The following is a 26,026-nucleotide window of genomic DNA, read 5'->3' as shown; positions in this document are numbered from 1 at the left end:
CTAGGCCGCCTAGTCATTCATGCGCATGGGCAGCGCCGCCGAAGCGCGCTATACATATGGTTGGGCCGCCGCGTCGCGCGGCCACCGAAAGGAACTGTTATGAACATCGCCACTTTTGAAGAACTGCTGATCGCCGCCGCCCTGCAACCGCGGCAACAGCGCCTGCTGCTGACCTTTGCCGTCGCCGAACCGGAGCCGCGATCGGAGGCGGCGCAAGGCCTGCGCCCCCGTACCACGCTGGTGCCGGTCATGTGCGTGGACAAGCAGGTTGCGGAACTGGATACCTTCGAAAACCTGGCCGACGAAGCGCAGCGCATGGGCAAGGAATGGGATGTACTGCTGGTGACCACCTTGTCCGGCACCGCCAGCCAGCTGCCGGACAACGAACAGACCGACGCCGCGCTGCGCAAGATGATCAAGGCGATCCGCTACGGCCAGATGGAGCGCCTGCTGGCCTTCGACCGCAGCGGCGACCTTTTGCAGTACGCTTGACGTCATGGCCAAGCATTTTCCGATTCATCCGGCGCGGCCGGAACTGATCTGCTGGGGATGCGACCGCTATTGCGCGCACAACGCCATGATCTGCGGGAATGGCGCCGACCGCACCCAGCACCCGATCGAAACCTTCGGCGAAGGCTGGGATACCTTCGGTCTCAATGCGCCGAAGGCAGCGGACACACCAGGGGAAGAAACTGCTGCTGACGCGCCGAATACGCCATCAGCGCCCCACTCTGCAGATCGAAATACCAGCCGTGAAGTTTGAGTTTGCCCTCGTCCACGCGGCGTTTTAGCCACGGGTAACTCAGCAGGTTGTCCAGCGAGAGCAGGATGCTGGCCAGTTCGCAGGCATGATGCTGCTCCTCGCTGCTGCGATGCGCCAGGTCGCGGTGCACCCGTTCCGCCACCGGCAGGGCGATACGCATCCATTGCCCTACGAAGTCGGTTTCACGCTGCGCCTGATGCGGCGCCATCAGGGCGCGAATACCGCCGCAGCGCGCATGGCCCAGCACAATCACGCGCTCGACTTCCAGCTCGCACACCGCGAACTCGATCGCCGAGCTGACGCCGGCGGATGCCGTCGGCGTACAGGGTGGTACCAGGTTGGCGATGTTACGCACCACGAACATGTCGCCCGGGTCGCTGCCCGTCATCAGCACCGGATCGACGCGCGAATCGCAGCAGCCGATCAGCAAAGTTCCCGGTCGCTGGCCGGTGCGCAGATTCCCGTACAAGCTCGGATGATCGTTGAAGTACTGCTGCTGGAAGCGGTTAAAGCCGCTGATGAATTTTTCAATATCCTGCATGATTGCGCAAAGCCTCCGTGTTAAGTATGTTGATCTTGCGGCCCTTGAAGGAAATCAGCTGTTGGGCGCTCAGTTCCGCAAGGATGCGCGAGAAGTGCTCCGGGGTCAGGTTCAGGCGCGAAGCCAGCACCGCCTTGGTGACGGGTAGCGTGATGTGCGTGGCATCCGTTTCGGGCAACTCCTTCAGCAGATACGCCACCACGCGCTGGGTGCCGGTGCGCAGCGCGTACGACTCCATGTCGCACATCAGCGAATGCATGCGCTGGCTCAAGCCCGCCAGCATCTTGCAGGCGAATTCCGCGTCGTGATGGATTTCGCGGTAGATCACCGGCTTGGACACGTGCAGCAGCAAGGTGTCCTCGGTCGCCTGCGCCGACACGATGTAGGGACTGCCCATGAACATCAGGGCTTCGCCAAAGCTCTGACCAGGACCAATCAGCTCAATCACCTTCTCCACGCCGCTGACCGAGGTGAAGGACAGTTTGACCTGGCCGTAGATCACCTGGTGAAATCCGACACAGGCATCGCCGCGCTGGAAGATCTGGCCGCCGCGCTCCACGCGCACCTCGGTGGTTCCGAGCGCAATGCGGCTCAGCTCTTCCGCGCCCATGGAATTAAACAGCGCCACCCTGGCTAGAAAATCCTGCACCTTGATTTTGTGCTTGTCCATCATCGTCTCAAATGGTTCGCGAATAACGCGCTGCCTGCGGTCTTTCGTGTAGGTAGCGGTCGAAAGCCATGCAGATGTTCCTGATCAGCAGACGGCCGCGCATCCGCACCCGCACGCCCCTGCTGCCTTTGCACAGCAGGCCGTCGTCTTCCAGCACCTGCAGGCGCTCCAGCTCGGCGGCGAAATACTGCGGACCGGTGACGCCGTCGGGCAATAGCAGGTCGTCGTAGTCCAGGATGAAATTGCACATCAGGCGGCCGATCACGGTGCGGCGCAGCAGGTCGTCATCGTTCAGCGCGATGCCGCGCGCGATCGGCAGCTCGCCCGCATCCAGTCGCTGGTAGTAGGCGCTGAGCGTCTTCTCGTTCTGACTGTAGCTGGCACCGACCGCGCTGATGGCCGACACGCCCAGCGCCACCATCGGCGCATCGGCATGGGTGGAATAGCCCTGGAAATTACGCTGCAATTTCCCCACGCTCTGGCTGCGCGCCAGGTCGTCTTCCGGTAGCGCAAAATGGTCCATGCCGATATACACATACCCGGCTGCCGTCAGCCGTTCGATGCACAGGCCAAGCATGGCCAGCTTGATTTCCGGGTCCGGAAGCTGTTCCGCCTTGATCAGCCGCTGCGCCTTGAACAGCTGCGGCATGTGGGCGTAGTTGTAGACGGCGACGCGGTCCGGCCGCGCAGCAATCACCTTGTCCAGCGTCGGGCCAAAGCTTGCCACGCTTTGCAGCGGCAGGCCGTAGATCAGGTCTACGCTGATGGAGCGGAAGCCGGTGGCGCGGGCCGCCTGCAATACGTCCATGGTCTGCCGGTGCGACTGAATGCGGTTGACCGCCTGCTGCACCGCCGGATCGAAGTCCTGTATGCCAAGGCTGATGCGGTTGAATCCCTGCCGGCGCAGCGTGGCGATGCGCTCCGGCGTGACCGTGCGCGGGTCGACTTCGATCGAGAATTCGCCCTCCTCGTCCGGCGCAAAGTCGAAGTAGGCGCGCAGTTGCCCCAGCAGGCCATCCATCTGGGCATCGCTCAGATAAGTCGGCGTGCCGCCGCCGAAGTGCAACTGGTCCACCTTGCGGCGGCCGTCCAGTGCCGCAGCCTGCAAAACCATCTCGCGTTCCAGGTAGCCGAGGTATTCGGCGGACTTGGTCTTGTCCTGGGTGATGATCTTGTTGCAGCCACAGTAGTAGCACAGCGATTCGCAAAATGGAATATGCACGTACAGCGACAGCGGCATGCGCTCGCCCAGCGCATCCAGCCGGGCCACGGCGGCGCGGTAGTCCTCCGCGCCAAAGTCGCTGTGGAAGCGATCCGCGGTGGGATACGAGGTGTAGCGCGGCCCCATCTGGTTCATTTTGCGCACCAGCGCGGCGTCGAATTCGACGGATGGGATCAGCGGTATCATGGCCGTTCTCCGGTTAGCAAGGCATGGCCGCGTTCTTGCGGGCGTAACACCACCAGGTGATGGCGATGCAGCTGGCGTAGAAACCGATGAAGCACCACAGCGCCGCATCCACGCTGCCGGTCATGGCAATCGAGGTGCCGTAGCATTTCGGGATAAAGAAGGCGCCATAGGCCGCCACCGCAGAGGTAAAGCCCAGCACCGCCGCGCTTTCCTTGTTGGCGTCGACGATGGCCTGCTGCTGCACGGCTTCCGGCCGGCCTGCCGCCGCGCGCTGGCGCTCGGTCAGGAAGATCACCGGTATCATGCGGAAGGTCGAGGCGTTGCCGATGCCGGTGCCAGCGAACAGCAGCATGAACATCCAGAAGAACCCGGCGAAATTGCCGGCGGCTTCGCCATGTGGCAGGAAGCTGATGACGCCATACACGGCGGCCATCATGCCGGCAAAGGTCCACACGGTGACGCGTGCGCCACCCAGCTTGTCGGCGATGACGCCGCCCGCGACGCGGAACAGCGCACCCACGAGCGGGCCGAGGAAGGCGTACTGCAAGGGATTCACATCCGGAAACTGGGTTTTGATCAACAGCGGGAACGCCGCCGAGTAGCCGATGAAGGAGCCGAAGGTGCCGGTGTACAGCCAGCACATCAGCCAATTGTGCTTGCGCTTGAAGATCACCGCCTGGTCGGCGAACGACGCCTTCGCCGACGCCAGGTCGTTCATGCCGAGCCACGCCAGTAGGCTGCTGACCACAATGAACGGCACCCAGATAAAACCGGCGTTCTGCAGCCACAGCGTCGAGCCGACACCCGCCTTGACCGCCGTTTGCGGCTCGCCGCCGATGGCGCCGAACACGCCGGCGGTGATCACCAGCGGCACCACGAACTGCACCGCCGACACGCCCAGGTTGCCCAGGCCGGCGTTCATGCCCAGCGCATAACCTTTTTGCGATTTCGGGAAGAAGAAGCTGATGTTGGCCATCGACGAGGCGAAGTTACCGCCGCCGAAGCCGCACAGCAACGCCAGGATCAGCATGGTCGGGTAGCCGGTGTGGATGTCCTGCACCGCGAAGCCGATGCCGACGGCGGGAATCAGCAGCGAGGCGGTGGAGATGGTGGTCCATTTGCGGCCGCCGAAGATCGGCACCATGAAGGAGTAAAAAATCCGCAGCGTGGCGCCGGACAGGCCGGGCAGCGCCGTCAGCCAGAACAGTTGGTTGGTGCTGTACTTGAAGCCGATGGCCGGCAGGTTGACCACCACCACGCTCCACACCATCCAGATCGCAAAGGCCAGCGCCAGTGCGGGAATCGAGATCCACAGGTTGCGGTTGGCGGTGCTGCGCCCGCCGCTACCCCAGAACGCGGTGCTCTCTGGCTCCCACGTATTAATCATGTACTTGCTCATACGGTTCTCCTTATTTAGTCAATTGAGGGCGGAACGAGTAATGCATCCACACCAGCGACACGCACACCGCGCCATACAGCAGCATGAAAGCGCTCGAGCGCACGCCGGTCAGGTCCAGCAAGGCGCCGAACATGATCGGCAGGATGAAGCCACCCAGGCCGCCGGCCAGGCCCACCACGCCAGAGACCGCGCCGATGTTGTCGTTGAAATCGTCGGCGATGAATTTGAAGACCGAGGCTTTACCCACCGCCATCGCGGTCCCCACCACGAACAGGATCGAAGTGAAGACCCATGGCGACAACGCCAGGTTCAGCAGCACGTCGCCGCGCGTGGTCTGGATGGTCATCGAGGTCGGTGGATAGGACAGCAGGAAGAAACATATCCAGCATACCCACATCACCCACCACGTGACCTTGTAGGCGCCGTAGCGGTCCGAGATCCAGCCGCCCAGCGCGCGCAGCACGCCGCCCGGCAACGAGAAGCAGGCGGCCAGCAAGGCGGCCAGGCCCAGGTCGAAGCCGTATTCACCGACGTAGTATTTGGTCATCCAAAGCGCCAGGCCGACATAACCGCCGAACACCACCGAGTAGTACTGGCAGTAGCGCCATACGCGGCGGTCCTTCAGCACCTTCATTTGTTCGGCGAACGGCACGCTGGCGCCACTCTGGTGCGACGGATCGGTGGCCGAGAACACCCAGAACAGCAGCGCGGTCACCAGCATGGCGATCGCATACACGGTGGGCAGCGCCTGCCAGCCCCAGGCCGCGATAATGGCCGGCGCCACGAACTTGGTCAGCGCCGAACCGGAGTTGCCGGCGCCGAAAATGCCCATCGCCAAGCCGCGGCGCTCTTTCGAAAACCAGCGCGCCACATACGGCGTGCCGACCGAGAACGAGCCGCCCGCCAGGCCGACGAACAAGCCAAGCACCAGGAACTGCCAGTAGGCGGTGGCTTTGCCGATCAGGTAGATGCCCGGCACCGTGGCCAGCATCAGCAGGAAGAACACGATGCGGCCGCCGTATTTGTCGCACCAGATGCCCAGCGGCACGCGCACCAGCGATCCGCTCAACACCGGCATGGCGGCCAGCAGGCCGAATTCGGTTTCGTTCAGGCCGAGCATTTTCTTGATCGGGATGCCCAGCACCGCAAACATCATCCAGATCGCGAAGCAGATCGTGAACGAGACCGTACTGCTCACCAGCACTTGAACTGCCTTGTTATTGTTTGACACTTTGCCACTCCTGATACACATAGGGATGACATCAGGGTACGCGCGGGCGCAACGGCCGCCAATCGGCATGACGGATATCCCGCCTAGGCCGAAATGACTAGACGCGGCCTGATATAACCTGCATCAAGAAAATCCCAGGTCAAATAGGCAAGGCAAAAACACGCGCCTAGAATTTGCGCTGTCGATCCGACAAGCACAAATAAAAAAGGAACCATGCCATGCACGCTACACGCAAGCTCTGGACCTGGCTCGCCATCATCTGCGCCCTCTCCTTCGCCGTCCTGGCCTGGGTGGGCGCGGAAATCTACCTGACGGCGCCACCCATTCCCAAACAAGTCATCAGCGCCGACGGCGAAGTGCTGTTCAGCGAAGGCCAGGTCGATCGCGGCCAGCAGGCCTGGCTCTCGGCCGGCGGCCAGCAGCTCGGCACCGTCTGGGGCCACGGCAGCTATGTCGCGCCGGACTGGTCCGCCGACTGGCTGCACCGCGAGGCGCTGGAACTGCGCCAGATCTGGGCCAAACGCGATTTCGGCGCCAGCTTCGATGACCTGAACAAATCCAGCCAGGCCGCGCTCAACGCCCGCCTCAAGGAGGAAATGCGCCGCAACAGCTATGACGCCGCCGCTGGCACCATCACGCTATCGGCCGACCGCGCCGTCGCCGTGCGCGCCGTGGCGAAGCACTACACCGATTTGTTCGGCGACGCCCGCAGTCTCGATCATCTGCGCGAACAATATGCGATGAACGCCAATTCGGTGACCGATGCGGACGATCTGCGCGCACTGCCGGCCTTCGTCTTCTGGTCGTCCTGGGCCGCCGCCACCGACCGTCCGGGCGCGACTGACCTGAGCTACACCAGCAACTGGCCGCATGAACCGCTGATCGACAACCGTCCGAGCACCGGCGCCGGCATCTGGTCCATCGCCAGCGTGATCCTGATGATCGGCGCGATCGCCGCCATGGTCATGGCCCATGCGGCCGCAAAAGAGGAAGCCGATCCGGAGCCGCCCAAGGCGGACCCGCTGTTCAACCTGAAGCCCACGTCATCCATGCTGGCGACCAAAAAATACTTCTTCGTGGTGATCGGACTGATACTGGCGCAGGTCGGCATGGGCGTCATCACCGCGCACTATGCGGTGGAGGGCCACAGCTTCTTCGGCTATCCGCTGGCGGACATCCTGCCGTTCGTTGTCAGCCGCACCATCCATACGCAGTTCGCCGTTCTGTGGATCGCCACCGCCTGGCTGGCCACCGGCCTGTATATCGCGCCGGCCATCTCCGGCCACGAGCCGCGCTTCCAGAAACTGGGCGTGAATCTGCTGTTCTACGCGCTGCTGTTCATCGTGGTCGGCTCGACCGCCATGGGCTGGCTCGGCTCGGTGCAGCACAAAGGCACGGCGTTCGCCTTCTGGCTCGGCAACCAGGGCCTGGAGTTCACCAGCATGGGCCGCATCTGGCAGATCCTGCTGTTCGTCGGCCTGCTGTTCTGGGTCACGCTGCTGGGCCGCGCGCTGTGGCCTGCGCTGAAAAAACCCTCGGACAGCCGTGGCCTGATCGTCATGGTGTTCCTGTCCGCGCTGTGCATCGGCGGCTTCTATGCGACCTCGCTGACCTGGGGCCAGCATAGCCACTACTCGATGATCGAGTACTGGCGCTGGTGGCTGGTGCATCTGTGGGTGGAAGGCTTCTTCGAGGTATTCGCCACCGCCGTGATCGCACTGCTGTTCACCCGCCTGGGCCTGATCCGCGCCGCCACCGCAAACAACGCCATCGTGCTGGAGACGATCGTGTTCCTGTTTGGCGGCATCCTGGGCACGCTGCACCATCTGTACTTCACCGGCACGCCGACGTTTGTCATCGCCATCGGCGCCATGTTCTCGGCGCTGGAAGTGGTGCCGCTGTCGCTGATCGGCATTGAAGCCTGGCGCAACTACCAACGTTCCAAGGCCGCGCCATGGGTGCAGAGCTATCGCTGGTCGATCCTGTGCTTCATCGCCGTCGGTTTCTGGAATACCGTGGGCGCCGGCCTGCTGGGCTTCTCGATCAATACACCGATCGCGCTGTACTACATGCAAGGCCTGAACATGACCGCGGCCCACGGCCACGCGGCGCTGTTCGGCGTGTACGGCATGCTGGGCATAGGTCTGCTGCTGTTCTGCCTTCGCGGCCTGAGCGACCGCCTGGCATGGTCGGACAGCCTGCTGCGCCCGATGTTCTGGTGCCTGAACATCGGCCTGGCGATGATGGTGTTCATCTCGCTGGTCCCTGCCGGTATCTATCAGGCGTGGGCCAGCATCAGCACCGGCATGTGGTTTGCGCGCTCGCCGGACGTCATTCACTCGAAGCTGATGGAAACCCTGGTCTGGATGCGCGTGCCGGGCGACGTGGTCTTCGCCATCGGCACGCTGTTCCTGGCGTTGTTCGCGTGGCGCCTACTGGCCCGGCGCAAGGCGCGCAGTACAAGTCCCTATTTAACCGAAGGAGAACAAGGATGAAAACGCCACTCAAGCTTGCCGCCGCAGCCGTCGTTTCGGCGCTGCTGGTCGTATCCCAAAGTTTCGCCGAACCCGCACTGCCCGTCATCCATCAGCAGCTGCTGGCGCCGCCGCAACTGCCGCCGCAGATCACGCGCAAGACTCCCGCCCACGTGGTGGTCGACCTGACGGTGGAGGAAGTCCAACGCGAAATCGCGCCGGGCACGCTGTACACCTTCTGGACCTTCGGCGGCACCGTGCCGGGCAAGATGATACGGGTGCGCGAAGGCGACACCGTCGAACTGCACCTGCAAAACCTGCCGGACAACAGGCTGCCGCACAATATCGACCTGCATGCGGTGACCGGTCCTGGCGGCGGCGCGGCGCAGACGCTGATCGCGCCGGGCAACGAGGCCAGCTTCACCTTCAAGGCGCTCAATCCTGGCTTGTATGTGTATCACTGCGCCACCGCGCCGGTGGGCATGCATGTGGCGAATGGCATGTACGGCATGATCCTGGTCGAACCGAAAGAAGGCATGTCCAAGGTCGACAAGGAATACTATGTGATGCAGGGCGATTTCTACACCAGCGGCACGTACCGCGCGCCAGGGCCGCAGGCTTTCGACCAGCAGAAAGCCATAGACGAGAAGCCGACCTATGTGATCTTCAACGGCGCCGACGGCGCGCTGACCGGCGCCAATGCGCTAACCGCCAACACCAACGAGAAGGTGCGCATGTTCTTCGGCGTCGGCGGGCCGAATATCACGTCCAGTTTCCACATTATCGGTGCGATTTTCGACAAGGTTTACACCGAGGGCGGCAAACATTACCAGGAGCAGGTTCAAACCACCATGGTGCCGGCCGGCGGCTCGACCATCGTCGAGTTCACGCCGCGCGTGCCGGGCAATCTGACGCTGGTGGACCACTCGCTGACACGGGCTTTCAACAAGGGCGCGATCGGCCTGCTGACGGTGAGCGGTCCTGAGCAGCTGGACATCTACGGCAAGGGCATGAAAAAGCCGCTGGCCGCCAAGACCGCCGCCGCGCCGACGCCAAAGCCGGCGGCACCGACGCCGGACAAGAGTCAGTTCGCACGCGGCAAGGCGGTATACGACGGCAGCTGCATCACCTGCCATCAGCCCAAGGGCGAAGGTGTTGCGGGCGTTTTCCCTCCCCTGGCCAATTCCGACTTCTTCAAGGAACGGCCCTATGAGATGGCGCACATCGTGCTCAATGGCCGCAACGGCGAGATTGTCGTCAACGGCGCGCACTACAACGGCGTAATGCCGCCGCAGGATCTCAGCGACGACGACATCGCCGCCGTGATCAACTACGTCAGCGTGGACCTTAACCAGGGCAAGCCGGTCGTCACACCGGCGCAGGTCCGCGACATGCGCAAGTCGCGCCAGCCATGAAAGCACAGCTCGCGCTGGCCCTGGCCATCGCTTGCGGCGCCACCGCCGATGCGGCCAACGATCCGTTGCCTGAAGCCGGTGACGATATCTGCCGCGCCAGCACCGGCGTAGCGGAATATCGGCCGATCGCCGGTGGTTCGCTGCGCAGCGTGCTGCCGGCAGATGGCGTGACGGCGAAGGCAAAGGTTGCACCTTTCCTGCTGCGCAGCCGGCTGGTGACCAACCGCGAATTCGCCGTCTTCCTGCAAGCGTCGCCATCCTGGCGCCGCGGGCAGGTGACGGCGCTGTTCGCGACACCCACCTACCTTGCCGGCAACGGCAGCGTTGCGGGCGACGCTCCCGTTGTCCATGTCAGCTGGTACGCCGCCCAGGCCTACTGCGCGTCCGAAAATGCGCGCCTGCCACGCTGGTACGAATGGGAGTTCGCCGCCGCAGCCGACGCCACCCGCGCCGACGCCCGAGACGACGACGTCTGGCTCTCCGACATCCTGCGCTGGTACGCCGATGCCGGCAAAGCGCCACCCGGTCGCGTGGCCGCCACGCCGGCCAACTACTACGGCATCCACGACCTGCATGGCCTGGTGTGGGAATGGGTGGAGGACTACAGCGGCTTGTTCGTCAATGCCGACAGCCGCGCCAGCGGCGATCAGAAACAGCTCGATTACTGCGGCGGTGCGGCCGTGTCGCTGGCCGACCGCCGCAACTACGCCATTCTCATGCGCCTGGCCCTGCTCTCCGCCATGGAGGCGCGGCAGGACGGCGCCAACCTGGGATTCCGCTGCGCGCGGGATCCCGCCCCTAACAATCAAGGAGTCTCGCCATGAAATCCTTCGCCATAGTATGCATCGCCGCCCTCTTCGCATGGAGCGCGCCAGCGGCAGCGGCGCCGGTCATCCCTACCAACTCCATTTACCAGCTCACCACGCCGATGACCGACGCCGCCGGCCAGCGCTTCACGCTGCACGACATGTCTGGCGCGCCGCTGCTGGTCACCATGTTCTACGGCGACTGCCACTCCGCCTGCCCGGTGGTCATCGAAACGCTGAAGCGCACCGTCGCCGCGCTGGGGCCCGATGGCAAGCGCCTGCGCATCCTGCTGATCAGCCTCGATCCCAAGCGCGATACGCCGCAATCACTGGCGATGATGGCGCAAATGCAGCACCTCGATCCCATGCAATACCGTCTGGCCGTGGCCCACGACGACAGCGACACCCGCATGCTGGCGTCCACCCTGAACATCCGCTTCCGCGCGCTGGACGACGGCGAAATCAACCACACCACGCGCATCGCCCTGCTCGACGCCGCAGGCGCGATGCAAGCCGACAGCACCCGCCTCGACGTCGAACCTGATCCTGCTTTCATCAAGCGGATCCGTCAGGCATTAAAAAGATAAGCCAGATCAAGAAATCTACAGATAGTGGCAACCCTCGTCAAAAACACCATATATAGTGGACAAACAATCAAATCAACTAGATATGGGGCGAGCATGGAAGCACTGTTTCACACCACGATCACCAAACGCGACGGCAGCGAGCAGACCTTCAACCTGGTCAAGATCGAAAGCGCCGTGCTGCGCGCCGGCCGCGCCAGCGGTGAATTCGATACCGACAAGACGCTGCAACTGACCGAAGGCGTGCTGCTGCACCTGTCGTCGCTTCCAGCCGACGAAAAGCTCACCGTCGAACTGGTGCAGGACACCGTCGAACGCGTTCTCTACGACGCCGGCCACCGCAAGACGCTGCGCTGCTACGTGGTCTACCGCGAGCAGCACGCCACGCTGCGCCAGGACCGGCATTCGCTGGTCGATGTCGCCTCCTCGATCAACGAATACCTGGACCGCCAGGACTGGCGCGTCAACGCCAACGCCAACCAGGGCTACTCGCTGGGCGGCCTGATACTCAACGTCTCCGGCAAGGTCATCGCCAACTACTGGCTCAATCACGTCTATCCGCCGGAGATCGGTCGTGCGCACCGCGAAGCGGCGATCCACATCCACGACCTGGACATGCTGGCCGGCTACTGCGCCGGCTGGTCGCTGCGCACGCTGCTCAATGAAGGCTTGAACGGCGTGCCGGGCAAGGTGGAATCCAGCCCGCCGCGCCACATGTCGAGCGCCATCGGGCAGATCGTCAACTTCCTCGGCACGCTGCAAAACGAGTGGGCCGGCGCCCAGGCCTTCAGCTCCTTCGATACCTATATGGCGCCCTTCGTGCGCAAGGACAAACTGCGCTACGACGAAGTGAAGCAGTACATGCAGGAGCTGATCTACAACCTCAACGTACCATCACGCTGGGGCACGCAAACGCCGTTCACCAACCTGACCTTCGACTGGGTCTGCCCGGAAGACCTGCGCGAGCAGATTCCCTACATCGCCGGCGAGGAAATGCCGTTCGCCTACGGCGAGCTGCAGGAAGAGATGGACATGATCAACCGTGCCTACATCGAGATCATGATGACCGGCGACGCCAAGGGCCGCGCCTTCACCTTTCCTATCCCGACCTACAACATCACCGAGGACTTTGCGTGGGAAAGCCCGAACGCCGAACTGCTGTTCGAGATGACGGCCCGCTACGGCCTGCCCTACTTCCAGAACTTCATCAATTCGGAACTGAAGCCGAACATGATCCGCTCCATGTGCTGCCGCCTGCAACTGGACCTGCGCGAGCTGCTCAAGCGCGGCAACGGCCTGTTTGGCTCGGCCGAGCAAACCGGTTCGCTGGGCGTGGTCACCATCAACTGCGCGCGCCTCGGCTACCTGCATCGCAACGACGAAGCGGGCCTGCTGGCGGCGCTGGACCAGTTGCTGGAACTCGGCCGCGACAGCCTGGAGATCAAGCGGAAGGTCATCCAGCGCCACATGGACAACGGCCTGTTCCCGTACACCAAACGCTATCTCGGCACGCTGCGCAACCACTTCTCCACGCTGGGCATCAATGGCGTCAATGAGATGATACGCAACTTCGATCCGACCGGCCAGCATGACATCACCACGCCATGGGGCCGCGCCTTCGCGCTGCGCCTGCTGGACCACGTGCGCGCGCGCATGGTGGAATTCCAGGAGGCGACCGGCCATATGTACAACCTGGAAGCCACGCCGGCCGAAGGCACGACCTACCGCTTCGCCAAGGAAGACCTGAAGCGCTATCCGAACATCCTGCAGGCGGGCACGCCGCAACAACCCTACTACACCAACTCCTCGCAGCTGCCGGTCGGCTTCACCGAAGATCCGTTCGAGGCGCTGGAACAGCAGGACGCGCTGCAACGCAAGTACACCGGCGGCACCGTGCTGCACCTGTACCTGACCGAGGCGCTGTCCAGCGCCGCCGCCTGCCGCACCCTGGTACGCCGCGCGCTGGGCCGCTTCGGCCTGCCCTACATCACCGTCACGCCGACGTTCTCGATCTGTCCGACGCACGGCTACCTGAACGGCAGCCACGAGTTCTGCCCGAAATGCGACGCCGAGATCATCGCGCGCAAACAAGCCACACTTCACCAACCAGCAAAGGAAACGCCATGCAAAGCATGAACCAGCCCACCATCCAGCTCGACGACTCGGAACGCCAGCGCTGCGAAATCTGGACCCGCGTGATGGGTTATCACCGCCCGGTTTCGTCGTTCAACATCGGCAAACAGGGTGAGTTCAATGAACGCAAATTCTTCCGCGAGCCGCATGCACAAAGTGCTTCTTAAAGAGAAAGGCCGCCTGCTGCGCGTGGGCGGCTACACGCCATTCAGCGCCACCGAATTTCCCGGCCTGCTGTCGGCCGTGGTGTTCGTCCAGGGCTGCCCATGGAACTGCGGCTACTGCCAGAACACGCATCTTCAGGAGCGCACGCGCGACAGTCCCATCGCCTGGAAGGAGATCATCACCACGCTGGAACGGCGCGCCGGCCTGCTGGACGCCGTGGTGTTCTGCGGCGGCGAGCCGACCATGGACCCGGCGCTGTACGACGCCATCGCGCAGGTGCGGGCCATGGGCTTCAAGATCGGGCTGGAAACCGCGTGCATCTATCCGGCGCGACTGAAAAGCGTGCTGCCGCTACTGGATTGGGTGGGATTCGATGTCAAGACGACGTTCAAGCGCTATGCCGACGTCACCGGCGTAACGGGCAGCGGAGAGCCGGTGCGCGATTGCGTGGCCGCCATCCTCGCCAGCGGCGTCGCCTACGAGTGCCGCACCACCGTGCATCCGGCGCACCTGCCACCCGGTCTGCTGGTCGAACTGGCGCAGACGCTCGCCTTCATGGGCGTCCGCAATTACGTGATTCAGGAATTCCGCCCCACCGGCTGCGGCGATGAGGCGTTTGTGGCCAGCGCCTTCCCCGGTTACCCGCAGGACGACATACTGGCCGAGATAGCGCCGCTGTTCGCCAGCTTCAGCGTGCGCCGCGCCGGCCAGGCAATGCGCTGAACAGGCGCGCCAACGCCTGGCGGCCCAGTTCCGTCACCGGTACTTCGATCGCATCCAGCGTATTCTTCACCAGCAGGCCCAGTTCCGTATCCCCTTCCATCGACAGGCGACGCGAGAAGAACAGCGTATCCGGGTCCTGCTCGCGCTTCGCCAATGCGATGAAGTCACGGGTGCAGGCGCCGATTTCCAGATCCGCCACGCCGGCGCCGCGCAAGGCGGCAAAGCCGTCGCCACGCCAGGTGAAATCAAACGCCACACCGGCATCGCTGACGCGCACGCGCAGATGGCGGCCGGCCAGTCCGGCGCGCACGTCGTCCGGCAGGTGCGGTTTCAGCACGAGATTGAGCGCGGCCACGCACAGCAGCGAGCCGGGATAGGCCGGCAGGCGCTGGCCCAGCGTCGCCAGCAAGGCAGGCAGCGGCTGGGCGGCGCCGTAATTGTGTTGTGCCATAGGGTTCATGCTGCATTCTCCATGCGATATTCCAGACCGGGTTTGCCATACCAGTAGCCGTTGCACGCTTCGGCGGGCAGCAGCGGCGAGATGGTCTCGGCGGCTTTGCGCGGCGGCACGGCGCCGCTACGCGCGGCGTCGAAGGCGGCGATGATCTCTTTCATATTGGTCGACTGGGGACTCAGGCGCGCCACGTCCACGCCCAGTTCGACCATCTGTTCCATCTCCGCCGCCAGGTTGTACACCAGCGCCGACTGGCTCTGGATGCCGTTCAGGATCAGGAACTGCTGCTGCTCCCGCGTTTCCATCATCAGGCCATCCGGATGGTCGATGCAGCTGAAGCGGCAGTCATCCTTCGGCAGGTTGCGGTTGCGCGCCGTGAAGCAGCGCGCGGAAAACGCCAGCGGCATGCGGCCGAAGGCAAACACCTCGGTCTCCATGCCAGGCGGCCGCTGGCGCTGCATGTGGCGGAGGCCGTCGCGGCCCATCTCCAGCGGCATCACCCAGCGCTTCGCACCCAGTTCGTGCATCAGCGCCAGCGTCGGCGGGTTGTAGATGTTGAGATGCGGCCCGGCGACGAAGGACTGGCCGGACAGCATATGCGCCGCCCCCATGTCGTTGGCCTCCACCTGGAAGCGGCCGTTGGCCACCAGCTTGCGCTGCGCGCCGACGTCCGCGCTCGACTCGATCAGCGCCAGCGTCGATATCACCACTTCCTTGCCGCGTCCATGCAGCAGTTCGGCCACCGCCAGCCAGTCGGCGGTGCGCAGTTCGTGGCGGCGCGAGCACACGGTTTCGCCGAGGTAGACGATATCTACCGGGCTGGCCGCGATCTCTTCGTAAAATTCCATGACCTTGGCGCGCGGCCAATAGTACAGCAGCGGCCCGAGGGCGAGTTTCAGCATGACTTCTCCGTTGTTATTTCCATGAGCGGTGATAGGCGCCCAGTGTGTGCTGCTGGCCTTCCGCCAGCGTATTCAGTTCCGACATCCAGCCCGGCTTGACCGAGTAGCGCGCCGTGTTGTGCAGGCATTCGTCCAGCGCCGCGCGCCACACGCGCGTCACCTGCGACACATAGGCCGGGCTGCGCTGGCGTCCTTCGATCTTCACCGCGCGCACGCCCATGTCCAGCAGCTGCGGCAGCAATTCCAGCGTATTCAGGCTGGTGGGTTCCTCGATGGCGTAATAGGTTTCGTCCTCCACCTCGAAGCGGCCCTTGCACAGCGTCGGGTAGCTGGCGTTTTCCTGCGGCGTGTAGCGGTCGATCATCACGCCGTTCAGGCGCGACTCCAGGCCTTGCGGATTCTGCTGCCAGCGCACCGCCTTGGCCGGCGAGCAGACGCCGTGGGTATTCGGCGATTCGCCGGTCACATAAGACGACAACTGACAGCGGCCTTCGACCATCACGCACAGGCTGCCGAAACCAAACACCTCGATCTCCACCGAAGTGTTCTTCACCACGTGCTCCACCTGCGCCAGCGACAGCACGCGCGGCAGCACCGCGCGCGCCACGCCGAACTGCTTCTGATAGAAGTTGATGGCTTCCGCATTGGTGGCCGATCCCTGTACCGACAGGTGCAGGCGCAGTTCAGGGTAGTGGTCGGCGGCGTAGCGCATCAGGCCCGGATCGGCCAGGATCACCGCGTCCACGCCGGCGCTGGCGGCGCGGTCGATGGCTTTCTGCCACAGCGCCGTGTTGTCCGGCTGCGGATAGGTGTTCAGCGCCAGCAGCACCTTGCGGCCGCGGTCATGCGCGTAGGCGATGCCGGTGCTGATGGCGGCGTCGTCGAAATTCAGGCCGGCGAAGTTGCGTGCGTTGGTGGCGTCGCGAAAACCGAGGTAAACACAGTCGGCGCCCAGGTCGATGGCGGCCTTCAAGGCCGGAAGGCTACCCGCCGGGCATACCAGCTCGATGGGGGGAGATTCAGATTGATTCATATGATCTTGGTAGCTAAGAAGGGCGAACGAACTGTATCGCTTCGTGATCCCGGAAATCCTTGATGTGAATCAAAGAATTTGTGCTTTACCGGGTGGGACAATGCATGCAGTTGAATCAAGGACAAATGAGATGCACAAGATCGCTACCTATCTCGATCAGGATCATCGCCGGTGCGACGATCAGTATTCGATGGCGGAGTCGGACGTCATCCTGCGTAACTGGGAAGCCGCCAGCGACCATTTCGGCACTTTCCTCAGCATGTTTTACCGCCACCTGGACAAGGAAGAACGCATCCTGTTCCCGCGCCTCGACCACGCGCTGGGCAATGGCTACGGTCCCACGGTGGTGATGCGCGCCGAGCACCGTCAGATGCGCGCCATGCTGCTGGAGATGAAAATCGCCATCGATCGCCACGATTGCGAAGCCTTTTTCGGCCAGGGTGACATGCTGCGCATCCTGATGCGCCAGCACAGCCTCAAGGAAGAAGGCATTCTCTACCCGCAGGCCGACTTCGTGCTGGCCAAGCAGGCCGACGCCGTCGTCGCCAGCATGGAAAACATCGACCACGCCGAAGAAGCCGGCGCCTGGAGCGCGGCATGAACGCCCTGATGGAGCACGGCGAAAGCGCGCGCCTGCTGGACGTGGGCGGCCTGGAACCACCGGAACCGATGGTGCGCATCCTCGAAGCGCTGGACACGCTGGGGCCGGACGAACGGCTGCGCGTGATGATAGACCGCGAGCCGGTGCCGCTGTACCGCATACTGCTGCGCAACGGCTACCAGTACCGCACCACGGTGCAGGATGACCAGCGCTACGAAGTGCTGGTCTGGCTGGTTCCCGACGCATGAAACCTGTCGACGCGCCGCAGCGGGCACTCTCCTTCGGCGACACTCCTCCGCTGTCGCTGCCGATGCGCTTTTTCCTCACTGCGCCATTGTTCGCGGCGCTGGCGGCGGGCTTCCTTGCCTGGCAGGGAGAGCCCGCGCTGTTGACCCGCTGGTCGCCGCTGACGCTGGCCATCACCCACCTGCTGGTGCTCGGATGCCTGAGCATGACGATGATCGGCGCGCTGCTGCAAATATTGCCGGTGGTGGCGGGCATCGCCGTGCCGCGCGCCGGCCGCGTCGGCGCGGCGGTGCACCTGTGCTTGTGCGCCGGCACGCTGGCCCTGGCCGCCGCGTTCTGGCAGGGGAGCCCCGTCCTGTTCCGCGTCGCCATGGCGCTGCTGCTGGCGGGACTGCTGTTATTTACAGGCGCCTGCACGGTCGCCATGTGGCAGCCGCACCGCCCCGGCTCCGACGCGGTGATGGCCGGCATCCGCCTGGCGCTGGCGGCGCTGGTGGTGACCATGACGCTGGGCGGCATGCTGGCCAGCGTATTCGCCTGGCCCGGCCTGATCCAGCTGCCCTTGCAGCGCCTGACCGGCTTGCACGCCATGTGGGGCATGCTGGGCTGGGTGGGCCTGCTGGTGATCGCCATCGCCTTCCAGGTGGTGCCGATGTTCATGCTCACCGAACCCTATCCGCGCCACCTGACCGGCGCCTACGCCACCGCCATGTTCCTGCTGCTGGTCGCCGCCTCGCTGTCGAGCGGCTGGACCGGCCGTGGCGAACTGCTGCACCAGGCCTGCGTGGTCCTGCTGGCCGCGGGTTACGCGCTGTTCGCCGGCGTCACGCTGGCCATGCTGGCGCGCCGCAAACGGCCGCGCGCCGATCCGGCCACGCTGTACTGGCGCACCGCCATGGTCAGCCTGCTGGCGGCGATGGCGGTCGGGCTGACTGTGCCGCTGGCTGCGGGCGTGCTGCTGATCTGCGGCTTCGCGCTGTCGGCCATCTGCGGCATGCTGTACAAGATCGTGCCTTTCCTGACCTGGTATCGCCTGCAGGACATGCGCGCCGTCAGCGGCCGCAAACCGCCGAACGTCAACCAGCTCCTCTCCGAGCGCCATGCGCAGTGGCAGTACGGCGCCCACCTCATCGGCCTGCTGCTGTTGCTGGCCGCCTGCTACCAACCCGCACTGGTGCGTCCGGCCGCGGCGCTGATGTGCGCCGCCTGCCTGGCGCTCTGGCTCAACCTCACCTCTGTATTTTCAAAATCATGAATAGCGAATTTTATATCGATGCCGTCCTGCGCCAGGCCAAACCGCGCCTGAGCACCCTCTTGAAACTGATGTTCAGCGAAGCCCAGGCCTTCGGGCAGAAGACCCAATGGCTGGGCAGCGTGATCGCCCTGCTCGAACCGCTCGGCTTCCAGGAGCGCACCATCCGCACCGCCCTGTTCCGCCTGGCCGAAAGCAAATTGATCAAGATCGAACGCCACGGCCGCCGCAGCCTGTGCATGCTGACGCCGCCCACCGCGGCGGCGATCCTGTCGGCGCGCCAGCGGCTCAACATTCCGGCCGCGCGCAGCTTTGGTGAGGACTGGACCATGCTGGTGCACACCGGCGGCTTCAGCGCCGCGCGCTACGCCGCCGCGCGCAAGCAGCTGCTGGACCTGGACTACTGCGTGCTGGCGCCGAACGTGATGGCGCGTCCCGCTTCGTACACGCGCGGCATCCAGGCCGGCGAAGACCATGGCCTGGCCTTGTTTGAAGTGGCCGGCGCCCAGCTGGCGGCGGCGGTGCGCCAGCCGCTGTTCGGCAAGTGCGACTGGGACCTGGAGACGCCGACCGAATTGTACGAACAGTTCCAGCAGCGCTTCATGCCGCTGCGGCAGATGCTCGGCCAGCGCGGCGCCTTCACCGACCAGCAGGCCTACATGGTGCGGCTGCTGGTCAGCCACGGCTACCAGCAATGCCGCCGCAGCGACCCGCTGCTGCCGCACGAGCTGCTGCCGGCCGACTGGCCGGCCATGACGTCCTACCAAACCTATGTGGCCCTGTACGCAGGCTGCGCCGCCCAGGCGCGCCGCCACATCCTCAAGATCACTGAATCGCCGGCGCTGGAACAGCCAGTCATTGCAGCGCCATCGAGCCGGCAGGTGGTGCGCCGGTCTAGCGTGTACATGACTGCTTAAATCGAAAGAGAATCAAGATGGAACTGGAAATGGCACAGGAAATGGCACAGGAATACTACGACGGTCCAACGTTGAGCGTGACCGTCAACCGCGAAGGCGCGCGCGTGCACCGCCTGATCGATGACACCAACTATCCGACGCGCGCGAAAAAACTGAGCATCCGCCGCGACCCGATGGTGGAGGCGCTGTTCGGCGCCGCCGCGGAGCATGCTCCGCAAGCAGCGCCGCCACGCAAGATCAAGGCCGGACGACGCTGAACGGCGTGGATGCAAGGGCCTCTTCGGAGGCCATGATCGACAGCGGCACGCGCTTGCGGCGCGCGCCCAGTCGAAGCACATTGGATGAAGTGCTGCATCCCACCAGCTTGAACTGGCAGATCAGATTCCCAAGTTGCAGCGCCTGCTGCTGCATGCGTTGAGCGGCCAGCGCCGCCTCCTCCACCACCACGGCATTCTGCTGGTTGATGGCGTCGATATGCGCCACCGCCTGGTTGATCTGTTCAATGCCGGAGCTTTGCTCCTTGCTGGCATTGCTGATATCCCCCATGTACTGCTCCACCTTGCGCACCGACTCCACGATGCCGGCCATGATGCGGCCGGCGTCGGCGGCCTGGCGGCTGCCGCTGGCGATTTCGCCGACCGAGTGCGTGATCAGATCCTTGATCTCGTGCGCCGCCGTCGCCGAGCGCTGCGCCAGGTTGCGTACCTCGGTGGCGACGACGGCAAAGCCGCGTCCCTGCTCGCCGGCGCGCGCCGCCTCCACTGCGGCGTTCAACGCCAGAATATTGGTCTGGAAGGCGATGCCGTCGATGACCGAGATGATGTCCGCAATACGGGTCGAGCTTTGGCGTATCGACTCCATGGTGTGCACCACCGCGTTGACCGCCTCGCCGCCCTCGCCCGCCACCCTGGCGGCGGCCAGCGCGAGATCGTTGGCGTCGTGGGCGGCATCGGCGTTCTGGCGCACGGTGCCGGTCATCTGCTTCATCGAGGCGGCGGTTTCCTCCAGCGAGCTGGATTGGCCTTCGGTGCGGGCGGAGAGATCGGCGTTGCCATGGGCGATATCGTTGGCGTCGGCGCTGACGACGGTGCTGGCTTCCTTGATCTGGCCGACCAGCGATTGCAGGTTGATTTGCAGGATGCGCAGCGCGTGCAGCATCTCGATGGTCTCGCTGCTGCCGTGGACGTCGATGCGGCCGGTGAGATCGCCGCCGCTCATCTGGTCGAGGTAATCGCGCATGGCGCTGAGCGGCGCAATCGCGGTTTGACGCAGCAACATCAGCCCGGCGACGGCCAGCAATATATCGACGCCGATAATAGTTTTGGCCGTTGGAAATAATAATGAAACCAGCATCAAGCCGATTATCAAAAAGAACAAGACATTCAGCGTCAGCGACAGCGAGATATTACGCTTTTCTTTAAATTGCAAATTCTCCGTCTTATACAGACGTTCCGCCGCCTCGACTTTTTCGGGACTGGGCTTTACCCGGACCGACGTATATCCGACGATCTTTCCATTCTCCAGATAAGGCGCGGCATTCGCCTCGACCCAATAGAAATTACCGTTTTTACAGCGGTTCTTCACCAAGCCATTCCAGGCCCGGCCTTGCTTCAAGGCCCGCCACAGGTCCTCAAACGCGGCGGGCGGCATGTCGGGGTGGCGCACGATATTCTGTGGCGCCCCGATTAACTCCTCCTCGGAATAACCACTGACATTAATAAAATCCCTATTAACATAAGTAATGTTTCCATTAAGATCAGTTTTTGAGACAATCGTTTCCGACTCATCCAGAATATATTCAGTATTGCTGATAGGTAAGTTTAACCGCATAATCTCATTCAGTAATAAATATTACTATCGATTATATAGTCACGGCGACAACAAAGTTAATCAGAATAAAATAAATATTTATTCACATTCAGTTTGATATAAATCAAGGAATTAGTTCAATCGCGATCGCAATCCCCTGCCCGACGCCAATGCACATGGTGCACAGCGCGTAGCGTCCACCGCTGCGCGCCAGCTGGTACATGGCGGTGGTCACCAGGCGCGCGCCGCTCATGCCAAGCGGATGGCCCAGCGCGATGGCGCCGCCGTTCGGATTCACGCGCGGATCGTCGTCGCGCAGACCCAGTTCGCGCAGCACCGCCAGCCCCTGCGCGGCGAAGGCTTCATTCAGCTCGATCACGTCGAACTGCTCAAGCGTCATGCCGGTCTGGCGCAGCAGCTTCCGCACCGCCGGCACCGGGCCGATGCCCATCACGCGCGGCGCCACGCCGGCCGTGGCCATGCCAATCACGCGCGCGCGCGGCGTCAGGCCGTAGGCTTGCGCCGCTTCCGCATTCGCCAGCAGCAGCGCGCAGGCGCCGTCGTTGACGCCGGAGGCATTGCCCGCCGTGACCGTGCCGCCGGCACGCACCACAGGTTTCAGCTTGGCCAGCGCTTCGATGCTGGTTTCGCGCGGATGCTCGTCCTGCGCAAACGCCAGCGGCTCGCCTTTCTTCTGCGGCACCAATACAGGCACGATCTCGTCGTCAAACACCTTGTCGCGCTGCGCGCGCGCGGCCTTGGCCTGGCTGGCCAACGCAAACTGGTCCTGGTCGGCGCGGTTGATGCCGTAATCGTCAGCGACGTTTTCCGCCGTCTCCGGCATCGCATCGGTGCCGTACAGCGCGTGCATCCGCGGATTCGGGAAGCGCCAGCCGATGGTGGTGTCGAAAATCGCCGCGCCGCGCGAGAACGCCGATTCCGCCTTGCCCATGACGAAAGGCGCGCGCGTCATCGACTCGACGCCGCCGGCGATCACCAGCCGCGCCTCGCCGCTGCGGATGGCGCGCGCCGCCGTACCCACCGCGTCCATGCCGGAACCGCACAAACGGTTGACGGTGGTGCCGGGCACTTCCTGCGGCAGGCCGGCCAGCAGCAGCGACATGCGCGCCACGTTGCGGTTATCCTCGCCGGCCTGGTTGGCGCAGCCGTAGATCACTTCATCGATGGCGCTCCAGTCCACGCCGGGATTGCGGCGCACCAGTTCGCGCAGCGGCACCGCGCCCAGGTCGTCGGCGCGCACGTCTTTCAGCGCGCCGCCGTAACGGCCGATCGGGGTGCGGATGGCGTCGCAGATAAATACATCGGTCATGCTGTTACTCCTGGTTGGGTTCAGCGGGCAGCAGCTTGGCCGCGGTTGCCGCTTGCAGATCGTTGAAGGTCAGGCCGGGCGCCATCTCGCGCACGCGCAGGCCCTGCGGCGTCACGTCCAGCACCGCCATGTCGGTGTAGATGCGGCTGACGCAGGCGATGCCGGTCAGCGGATAGGTGCACTGCTCCACCACCTTGCTCTCGCCGGTCTTGGTCTGGTGCTCCATCATCACGAACACCTGCTTGGCGCCCAGCGCCAGGTCCATGGCGCCGCCGACGGCGGGAATCGCATCCGGCGCGCCGGTGTGCCAGTTCGCCAGGTCGCCGCCGCCCGATACCTGGAACGCGCCCAGCACGCAGATGTCCAGGTGGCCGCCGCGCATCATCGCGAACGAATCGGCGTGGTGGAAGTAGGCGCCGCCGGTCAGCAGCGTCACCGGCTGCTTGCCGGCGTTGATCAGGTCTTCGTCTTCCTCACCGGGCGCCGGCGACGGGCCCATGCCGAGCAGCCCGTTCTCGCTGTGCAGGAACACTTCGCGTTCGGCCGGCAGATAGTTGGCGACCTTGGTCGGCAGGCCGATGCCGAGGTTCACATACGCACCTTCCGGAATATCCTGGGCCACGCGTTCGGCCATCTGGTCACGGGTATAGCGGCTCATGCGGCCTCCTTCACGACACGTTGTACAAAGATGCCCGGCGTGATGATCGCTTCGGGATCGAGTTCGCCAAGCGCCACCACATCGACCACCTGGGCGATGGTGGTCTTGGCCGCCATCGCCATGATCGGGCCGAAGTTGCGCGCCGTCTTGCGGTACACCAGGTTGCCCCAGCGGTCGCCGCGCAGCGCCTTGATCAGCGCGAAGTCGGCGCGGATCGGCGTTTCGAACACGTAGTGGCGGCCGTCGATCAGGCGCGTTTCCTTGCCCTCGGCCAGCTGGGTGCCGTAGCCGGTGGGCGTGAAGAAGCCGCCGATGCCGGCGCCGGCGGCGCGGATGCGTTCCGCCAGATTGCCCTGCGGCGTCAGTTCCAGTTCGATTTCGCCGGCGCGGTACAGTGCGTCGAAGTGATGCGAATCGGCCTGGCGCGGGAACGAGCAGATGATCTTGCGCACGCGTTTAGCCTTGATCAGCGCCGCCAGCCCGGTTTCGCCGTTGCCGGCATTGTTGTTGACGACGGTGAGGTCGCGCGCTCCCTGCGCCAGCAGCGCGTCGATCAGCGCCGACGGCATGCCGGCGTTGCCGAAGCCGCCGATCATCACGGTGGCGCCGTCGTGGATGTCGGCTACCGCGCTTTCCAGCGTTGCAAAGGTCTTGTCGATCATGATGTTGTGATCCTCCATTATGGCTTTTGTGCGATAATCGAACACATAGCCGTTTATCGCACAAAAAGTCTACGCCTGTTTCCCCGTTGAGGTCAAGCGCCATCGTTTACAATCCTGCCATGCCGACAACTCCTGCTCCCACCATCGCCGACGAAATCGAGGCGCTGACCGATCCCGATTTCATGACTTCCCTGGCGCGCGGCCTGGCCGTGGTGCGCGCCTTTGCCGATTCGCGCCAGCCGCTGACCATCGCGCAGATCAGCCAGCAGACCGGCATTCCGCGCGCGGCCGTGCGGCGCTGCCTGCACACGCTCAAGCAGCTGGGCTATGTGGATGCGGAGCTGAAGAATTTCACGCTGCGACCGAAGGTGCTGACACTGGGGTATTCCTATCTGTCGTCGACGCCATTGACGCTGTCGGCCCAGCCCTGCCTGGATCAGATCAGCAAGACGCTGGGGGAATCGAGTTCGCTGGCGGTGCTGGAGGAAGACCAGGTGCTGTACGTGGCCCGCGCGGCCGCCTCGCGCGTGATGTCGGTGTCGCTGAGCGCCGGCAGCCGCTTGCCGGCCTACTGCACCTCGCTGGGCCGCGTGCTGCTGGCGCATCTGCCGGCGGCGGAGCTGGACGCCTATCTGGCGCGCGTGACGCTGACGGCGCGCACGCCCCACACCATCACCGATGTCGATGCGCTGCGCGCCGAGCTGGCGCGGGTGCGCGAGCAAGGCTATGCGGCCAATAACGAGGAACTGGAACTGGGCTTGCGCTCGATCGCCGTGCCGGTGCGCGGCGCCTCCGGCCGCGTGCTGGCCGCGCTGAACGTCGGCGCCCAGGCCATCCGCGTCACGCCGGAGCGCATGGTGGAAGAATTCATGCCTGTGCTGCGCCAGGGCGCGCAGGAGCTGTCGGTGCTGCTGCCTTAAAGCGTCTCAGGCGTGTAGGCGATGCCCAGATCGTCGTAGATCGAATACACCGCCGCCAGCAGGTTGCCCAGCTCCGGCGAACGGTCCATATGCCGCACGCCAAACAGGATAGGCGAGAACGCATGCTTGTCCTCCAGCGGCCGGTACACCACGTTCCGGTGATGCATGGCCTGTACACTCTCCGGCACGATGGTGATGCCCTGCCCGGCCGCCACCAGCCCCATCGCAATCTGCAACTCGCGCACCTCGGTCACCACACCGGGCGTGACATTCGCCTCGCCCAGCACCGCCAGTACCTGGTCGGCAAAGCTGGGCCGCGGCGACTTCGGGTACACCAGCAGCTTCTCGTGCACCAGGTCGCGCAGCCGCAGTCCGCCCTGGCGCTCCACCAGCCGGTGATTCGGCGACAGCGCCACCACCATGCGCTCATTGCGCAGCAGGATGCGGCGGATGCTCGGGTCTTCGCTTTTCAGCCGGCCGAAGCCGACATCGATACGGCCCTCCTTCAGCGCCTGCATCTGCTCCACCGTCATCATCTCGTGCAGCGTCACCTCCACCTCGGGGAAGCGTTCGCTGTAGCGCCGCACGATATCCGGCAGCTCGCCATACAGCGTGGAGGCCACAAAACCGATCGACAGCTTGCGCTCAAGCTTGCCCACCCGCTGCGTCATCGCCTTCAGGTCGCGCACCTGATCCAGCACCGTGCGCGCGTGGGCCAGGAAGAATTCGCCGGCCTCGGTCAGCCGCAGCGGCCGCGAACCTTTTTCGATCAATTCCACGCCCAGCATCTCTTCCAGCTGCTGGATCTGCCGGCTCAACGGCGGCTGGGCCATGTGCAGGCGCTCGGCCGCCCGCGTGTAATTGCGCTCTTCCGCCACAGCGATGAAGTAGCGCAGATGCCGTAATTCCATCGATTCATACCCTCAAGGT

28 protein-coding genes and 1 pseudogene are annotated in these 26,026 nt (G+C 64.0%); 15 read left to right on the top strand and 14 right to left on the bottom strand.

Annotation, left to right across the window (positions count from 1 at the left end):
• Window positions 1-99 precede the first annotated feature (99 nt).
• Together GJ695_RS10630 and GJ695_RS10625 are read left to right on the top strand one after the other, a co-directional pair.
• Window positions 100-492, top strand: a complete 393-nt coding sequence (locus GJ695_RS10630; protein ID WP_154364486.1) for a hypothetical protein — start codon at window positions 100-102, stop codon at window positions 490-492.
• Window positions 493-496: 4 nt separating this feature from the next.
• A complete protein-coding gene (locus GJ695_RS10625) occupies window positions 497-763 on the top strand; it encodes a DUF3079 domain-containing protein (RefSeq protein ID WP_154364484.1) in 267 nt (88 codons plus the stop codon).
• Here GJ695_RS10625 and GJ695_RS10620 read toward each other — a convergent pair.
• Genes GJ695_RS10620 through GJ695_RS10600 form a run of 5 tightly spaced genes read right to left on the bottom strand, consistent with a single transcriptional unit; the run spans window position 654 to window position 6,033 of the window.
• Window positions 654-1,304 carry a carbonic anhydrase gene (locus tag GJ695_RS10620; protein WP_154364482.1) on the bottom strand — a complete coding sequence of 217 codons (651 nt, stop codon included), beginning with the start codon at window positions 1,302-1,304 and terminating at the stop codon, window positions 654-656. The two genes, GJ695_RS10625 and GJ695_RS10620, sit on opposite strands and share 110 nt — an antisense overlap.
• Window positions 1,291-1,974: a Crp/Fnr family transcriptional regulator gene (locus GJ695_RS10615; RefSeq protein WP_154364586.1), complete on the bottom strand. Its 684-nt coding sequence runs from the start codon at window positions 1,972-1,974 to the stop codon at window positions 1,291-1,293. Before GJ695_RS10615 ends, GJ695_RS10620 begins: the two co-directional genes overlap by 14 nt.
• Before the next feature lie 7 nt (window positions 1,975-1,981).
• Window positions 1,982-3,382, bottom strand: a complete 1,401-nt coding sequence (gene hemN, locus GJ695_RS10610; RefSeq protein ID WP_154364481.1) for an oxygen-independent coproporphyrinogen III oxidase — start codon at window positions 3,380-3,382, stop codon at window positions 1,982-1,984.
• A 13-nt stretch (window positions 3,383-3,395) separates the two neighbouring features.
• The gene (locus GJ695_RS10605) at window positions 3,396-4,781 is read right to left on the bottom strand and encodes a NarK family nitrate/nitrite MFS transporter (protein WP_154364479.1); all 1,386 of its coding nucleotides are present in this window, start codon (window positions 4,779-4,781) and stop codon (window positions 3,396-3,398) included.
• A 10-nt stretch (window positions 4,782-4,791) separates the two neighbouring features.
• On the bottom strand, window positions 4,792-6,033 hold the full coding sequence (locus GJ695_RS10600; protein WP_154364478.1) for an MFS transporter: 1,242 nt from the start codon (window positions 6,031-6,033) through the stop codon (window positions 4,792-4,794).
• Window positions 6,034-6,230: 197 nt separating this feature from the next.
• Here GJ695_RS10600 and GJ695_RS10595 point away from each other — a divergent pair, with 197 nt between their 5' ends.
• The 7 genes from GJ695_RS10595 (at window position 6,231) to GJ695_RS10565 (ending at window position 14,312) form a co-directional block, all read left to right on the top strand.
• On the top strand, window positions 6,231-8,507 hold the full coding sequence (locus GJ695_RS10595; RefSeq protein ID WP_154364476.1) for a nitric-oxide reductase large subunit: 2,277 nt from the start codon (window positions 6,231-6,233) through the stop codon (window positions 8,505-8,507).
• Window positions 8,504-9,901, top strand: a complete 1,398-nt coding sequence (nirK, locus tag GJ695_RS10590; RefSeq protein WP_154364474.1) for a copper-containing nitrite reductase — start codon at window positions 8,504-8,506, stop codon at window positions 9,899-9,901. The genes GJ695_RS10595 and nirK overlap by 4 nt, the downstream gene beginning before the upstream one ends.
• Complete coding sequence (locus tag GJ695_RS10585) at window positions 9,898-10,725, top strand: formylglycine-generating enzyme family protein (RefSeq protein WP_154364472.1); 828 nt, start codon at window positions 9,898-9,900, stop codon at window positions 10,723-10,725. Before nirK ends, GJ695_RS10585 begins: the two co-directional genes overlap by 4 nt.
• The gene (locus GJ695_RS10580; protein ID WP_154364470.1) at window positions 10,722-11,294 is read left to right on the top strand and encodes an SCO family protein; all 573 of its coding nucleotides are present in this window, start codon (window positions 10,722-10,724) and stop codon (window positions 11,292-11,294) included. The genes GJ695_RS10585 and GJ695_RS10580 overlap by 4 nt, the downstream gene beginning before the upstream one ends.
• 93 nt (window positions 11,295-11,387) lie before the next feature.
• Window positions 11,388-13,427, top strand: coding sequence for a ribonucleoside triphosphate reductase (locus GJ695_RS10575; RefSeq protein ID WP_154364468.1), 2,040 nt, complete (start codon window positions 11,388-11,390; stop codon window positions 13,425-13,427).
• Window positions 13,415-13,591: an anaerobic ribonucleoside-triphosphate reductase gene (gene nrdD, locus GJ695_RS30375; protein ID WP_154357161.1), complete on the top strand. Its 177-nt coding sequence runs from the start codon at window positions 13,415-13,417 to the stop codon at window positions 13,589-13,591. The genes GJ695_RS10575 and nrdD overlap by 13 nt, the downstream gene beginning before the upstream one ends.
• Window positions 13,572-14,312, top strand: a complete 741-nt coding sequence (locus GJ695_RS10565) for an anaerobic ribonucleoside-triphosphate reductase activating protein (RefSeq protein WP_154364466.1) — start codon at window positions 13,572-13,574, stop codon at window positions 14,310-14,312. The genes nrdD and GJ695_RS10565 overlap by 20 nt, the downstream gene beginning before the upstream one ends.
• Here GJ695_RS10565 and ubiT read toward each other — a convergent pair.
• Genes ubiT through ubiU form a run of 3 tightly spaced genes read right to left on the bottom strand, consistent with a single transcriptional unit; the run spans window position 14,278 to window position 16,701 of the window.
• Entirely contained in the window at window positions 14,278-14,772 is a 495-nt protein-coding gene (gene ubiT, locus GJ695_RS10560) for a ubiquinone anaerobic biosynthesis accessory factor UbiT (protein ID WP_154364464.1), read from the bottom strand. The genes GJ695_RS10565 and ubiT overlap by 35 nt on opposite strands.
• The gene (gene ubiV / locus GJ695_RS10555; RefSeq protein WP_154364462.1) at window positions 14,769-15,668 is read right to left on the bottom strand and encodes a ubiquinone anaerobic biosynthesis protein UbiV; all 900 of its coding nucleotides are present in this window, start codon (window positions 15,666-15,668) and stop codon (window positions 14,769-14,771) included. Before ubiV ends, ubiT begins: the two co-directional genes overlap by 4 nt.
• Window positions 15,669-15,681: 13 nt before the next feature.
• Window positions 15,682-16,701, bottom strand: coding sequence for a ubiquinone anaerobic biosynthesis protein UbiU (ubiU, locus tag GJ695_RS10550; RefSeq protein WP_154364460.1), 1,020 nt, complete (start codon window positions 16,699-16,701; stop codon window positions 15,682-15,684).
• 130 nt (window positions 16,702-16,831) lie between these two features.
• On the opposite strand from ubiU, the gene GJ695_RS10545 reads away from it, so the two are divergent.
• From GJ695_RS10545 to GJ695_RS10525, 5 genes are read left to right on the top strand one after another with little or no spacing between them, the layout of a single operon-like run.
• Window positions 16,832-17,302 (top strand): hemerythrin domain-containing protein, encoded by a 471-nt coding sequence (locus tag GJ695_RS10545; protein ID WP_154364459.1) that lies wholly within the window; start codon window positions 16,832-16,834, stop codon window positions 17,300-17,302.
• Complete coding sequence (locus tag GJ695_RS10540; protein ID WP_154364456.1) at window positions 17,299-17,550, top strand: DUF2249 domain-containing protein; 252 nt, start codon at window positions 17,299-17,301, stop codon at window positions 17,548-17,550. The genes GJ695_RS10545 and GJ695_RS10540 overlap by 4 nt, the downstream gene beginning before the upstream one ends.
• Window positions 17,547-18,803: a heme-copper oxidase family protein gene (locus GJ695_RS10535; RefSeq protein ID WP_154364454.1), complete on the top strand. Its 1,257-nt coding sequence runs from the start codon at window positions 17,547-17,549 to the stop codon at window positions 18,801-18,803. The genes GJ695_RS10540 and GJ695_RS10535 overlap by 4 nt, the downstream gene beginning before the upstream one ends.
• Window positions 18,800-19,717 (top strand): PaaX family transcriptional regulator C-terminal domain-containing protein, encoded by a 918-nt coding sequence (locus GJ695_RS10530; protein WP_154364452.1) that lies wholly within the window; start codon window positions 18,800-18,802, stop codon window positions 19,715-19,717. The genes GJ695_RS10535 and GJ695_RS10530 overlap by 4 nt, the downstream gene beginning before the upstream one ends.
• A 17-nt stretch (window positions 19,718-19,734) precedes the next feature.
• Window positions 19,735-19,974 (top strand): hypothetical protein, encoded by a 240-nt coding sequence (locus GJ695_RS10525; protein ID WP_229260553.1) that lies wholly within the window; start codon window positions 19,735-19,737, stop codon window positions 19,972-19,974.
• Here the strand turns inward: GJ695_RS10525 and GJ695_RS10520 are convergent.
• The 5 genes and pseudogenes from GJ695_RS10520 to GJ695_RS10505 all read right to left on the bottom strand — a co-directional run bounded on the left by GJ695_RS10520 (window position 19,955) and on the right by GJ695_RS10505 (window position 24,176).
• The gene (locus GJ695_RS10520) at window positions 19,955-21,145 is read right to left on the bottom strand and encodes a methyl-accepting chemotaxis protein (RefSeq protein WP_229260560.1); all 1,191 of its coding nucleotides are present in this window, start codon (window positions 21,143-21,145) and stop codon (window positions 19,955-19,957) included. The genes GJ695_RS10525 and GJ695_RS10520 overlap by 20 nt on opposite strands.
• Before the next feature lie 72 nt (window positions 21,146-21,217).
• Window positions 21,218-21,547: pseudogene (locus tag GJ695_RS30040) on the bottom strand (PAS domain-containing protein); the annotation flags it as partial.
• A 103-nt stretch (window positions 21,548-21,650) separates the two neighbouring features.
• Complete coding sequence (gene pcaF, locus GJ695_RS10515) at window positions 21,651-22,856, bottom strand: 3-oxoadipyl-CoA thiolase (protein WP_154364448.1); 1,206 nt, start codon at window positions 22,854-22,856, stop codon at window positions 21,651-21,653.
• A 4-nt stretch (window positions 22,857-22,860) separates the two neighbouring features.
• Window positions 22,861-23,514: a CoA transferase subunit B gene (locus GJ695_RS10510; protein ID WP_154364446.1), complete on the bottom strand. Its 654-nt coding sequence runs from the start codon at window positions 23,512-23,514 to the stop codon at window positions 22,861-22,863.
• Complete coding sequence (locus tag GJ695_RS10505) at window positions 23,511-24,176, bottom strand: 3-oxoacid CoA-transferase subunit A (RefSeq protein ID WP_154364444.1); 666 nt, start codon at window positions 24,174-24,176, stop codon at window positions 23,511-23,513. Before GJ695_RS10505 ends, GJ695_RS10510 begins: the two co-directional genes overlap by 4 nt.
• A 119-nt stretch (window positions 24,177-24,295) precedes the next feature.
• Here GJ695_RS10505 and GJ695_RS10500 point away from each other — a divergent pair, with 119 nt between their 5' ends.
• Entirely contained in the window at window positions 24,296-25,096 is an 801-nt protein-coding gene (locus GJ695_RS10500) for an IclR family transcriptional regulator domain-containing protein (RefSeq protein WP_154364442.1), read from the top strand.
• Here the strand turns inward: GJ695_RS10500 and GJ695_RS10495 are convergent.
• On the bottom strand, window positions 25,093-26,007 hold the full coding sequence (locus GJ695_RS10495) for a LysR family transcriptional regulator (protein ID WP_154364440.1): 915 nt from the start codon (window positions 26,005-26,007) through the stop codon (window positions 25,093-25,095). The two genes, GJ695_RS10500 and GJ695_RS10495, sit on opposite strands and share 4 nt — an antisense overlap.
• Window positions 26,008-26,026 lie beyond the last annotated feature (19 nt).

Origin of the sequence: Duganella alba (assembly GCF_009674495.1) — a bacterium.
Taxonomy (GTDB): domain Bacteria; phylum Pseudomonadota; class Gammaproteobacteria; order Burkholderiales; family Burkholderiaceae_D; genus Rugamonas; species Rugamonas alba.
Note: the sequence above shows the minus strand (reverse complement) of the source record. Positions and strands in the feature narration are given on the sequence as shown.

What these genes read in the sequence shown, in the direction of transcription:
- GJ695_RS10630 (WP_154364486.1), top strand. Translation starts at nt 100, where the DNA reads ATGAACATCGCCACTTTTGAAGAACTGCTGATCGCCGCCGCCCTGCAA.
- GJ695_RS10625 (WP_154364484.1), top strand. Translation starts at nt 497, where the DNA reads ATGGCCAAGCATTTTCCGATTCATCCGGCGCGGCCGGAACTGATCTGC.
- GJ695_RS10620 (WP_154364482.1), bottom strand. Translation starts at nt 1,304, where the DNA reads ATGCAGGATATTGAAAAATTCATCAGCGGCTTTAACCGCTTCCAGCAG.
- GJ695_RS10615 (WP_154364586.1), bottom strand. Translation starts at nt 1,974, where the DNA reads ATGGACAAGCACAAAATCAAGGTGCAGGATTTTCTAGCCAGGGTGGCG.
- hemN (WP_154364481.1), bottom strand. Translation starts at nt 3,382, where the DNA reads ATGATACCGCTGATCCCATCCGTCGAATTCGACGCCGCGCTGGTGCGC.
- GJ695_RS10605 (WP_154364479.1), bottom strand. Translation starts at nt 4,781, where the DNA reads ATGAGCAAGTACATGATTAATACGTGGGAGCCAGAGAGCACCGCGTTC.
- GJ695_RS10600 (WP_154364478.1), bottom strand. Translation starts at nt 6,033, where the DNA reads ATGTGTATCAGGAGTGGCAAAGTGTCAAACAATAACAAGGCAGTTCAA.
- GJ695_RS10595 (WP_154364476.1), top strand. Translation starts at nt 6,231, where the DNA reads ATGCACGCTACACGCAAGCTCTGGACCTGGCTCGCCATCATCTGCGCC.
- nirK (WP_154364474.1), top strand. Translation starts at nt 8,504, where the DNA reads ATGAAAACGCCACTCAAGCTTGCCGCCGCAGCCGTCGTTTCGGCGCTG.
- GJ695_RS10585 (WP_154364472.1), top strand. Translation starts at nt 9,898, where the DNA reads ATGAAAGCACAGCTCGCGCTGGCCCTGGCCATCGCTTGCGGCGCCACC.
- GJ695_RS10580 (WP_154364470.1), top strand. Translation starts at nt 10,722, where the DNA reads ATGAAATCCTTCGCCATAGTATGCATCGCCGCCCTCTTCGCATGGAGC.
- GJ695_RS10575 (WP_154364468.1), top strand. Translation starts at nt 11,388, where the DNA reads ATGGAAGCACTGTTTCACACCACGATCACCAAACGCGACGGCAGCGAG.
- nrdD (WP_154357161.1), top strand. Translation starts at nt 13,415, where the DNA reads ATGCAAAGCATGAACCAGCCCACCATCCAGCTCGACGACTCGGAACGC.
- GJ695_RS10565 (WP_154364466.1), top strand. Translation starts at nt 13,572, where the DNA reads ATGCACAAAGTGCTTCTTAAAGAGAAAGGCCGCCTGCTGCGCGTGGGC.
- ubiT (WP_154364464.1), bottom strand. Translation starts at nt 14,772, where the DNA reads ATGAACCCTATGGCACAACACAATTACGGCGCCGCCCAGCCGCTGCCT.
- ubiV (WP_154364462.1), bottom strand. Translation starts at nt 15,668, where the DNA reads ATGCTGAAACTCGCCCTCGGGCCGCTGCTGTACTATTGGCCGCGCGCC.
- ubiU (WP_154364460.1), bottom strand. Translation starts at nt 16,701, where the DNA reads ATGAATCAATCTGAATCTCCCCCCATCGAGCTGGTATGCCCGGCGGGT.
- GJ695_RS10545 (WP_154364459.1), top strand. Translation starts at nt 16,832, where the DNA reads ATGCACAAGATCGCTACCTATCTCGATCAGGATCATCGCCGGTGCGAC.
- GJ695_RS10540 (WP_154364456.1), top strand. Translation starts at nt 17,299, where the DNA reads ATGAACGCCCTGATGGAGCACGGCGAAAGCGCGCGCCTGCTGGACGTG.
- GJ695_RS10535 (WP_154364454.1), top strand. Translation starts at nt 17,547, where the DNA reads ATGAAACCTGTCGACGCGCCGCAGCGGGCACTCTCCTTCGGCGACACT.
- GJ695_RS10530 (WP_154364452.1), top strand. Translation starts at nt 18,800, where the DNA reads ATGAATAGCGAATTTTATATCGATGCCGTCCTGCGCCAGGCCAAACCG.
- GJ695_RS10525 (WP_229260553.1), top strand. Translation starts at nt 19,735, where the DNA reads ATGGAACTGGAAATGGCACAGGAAATGGCACAGGAATACTACGACGGT.
- pcaF (WP_154364448.1), bottom strand. Translation starts at nt 22,856, where the DNA reads ATGACCGATGTATTTATCTGCGACGCCATCCGCACCCCGATCGGCCGT.
- GJ695_RS10510 (WP_154364446.1), bottom strand. Translation starts at nt 23,514, where the DNA reads ATGAGCCGCTATACCCGTGACCAGATGGCCGAACGCGTGGCCCAGGAT.
- GJ695_RS10505 (WP_154364444.1), bottom strand. Translation starts at nt 24,176, where the DNA reads ATGATCGACAAGACCTTTGCAACGCTGGAAAGCGCGGTAGCCGACATC.
- GJ695_RS10500 (WP_154364442.1), top strand. Translation starts at nt 24,296, where the DNA reads ATGCCGACAACTCCTGCTCCCACCATCGCCGACGAAATCGAGGCGCTG.
- GJ695_RS10495 (WP_154364440.1), bottom strand. Translation starts at nt 26,007, where the DNA reads ATGGAATTACGGCATCTGCGCTACTTCATCGCTGTGGCGGAAGAGCGC.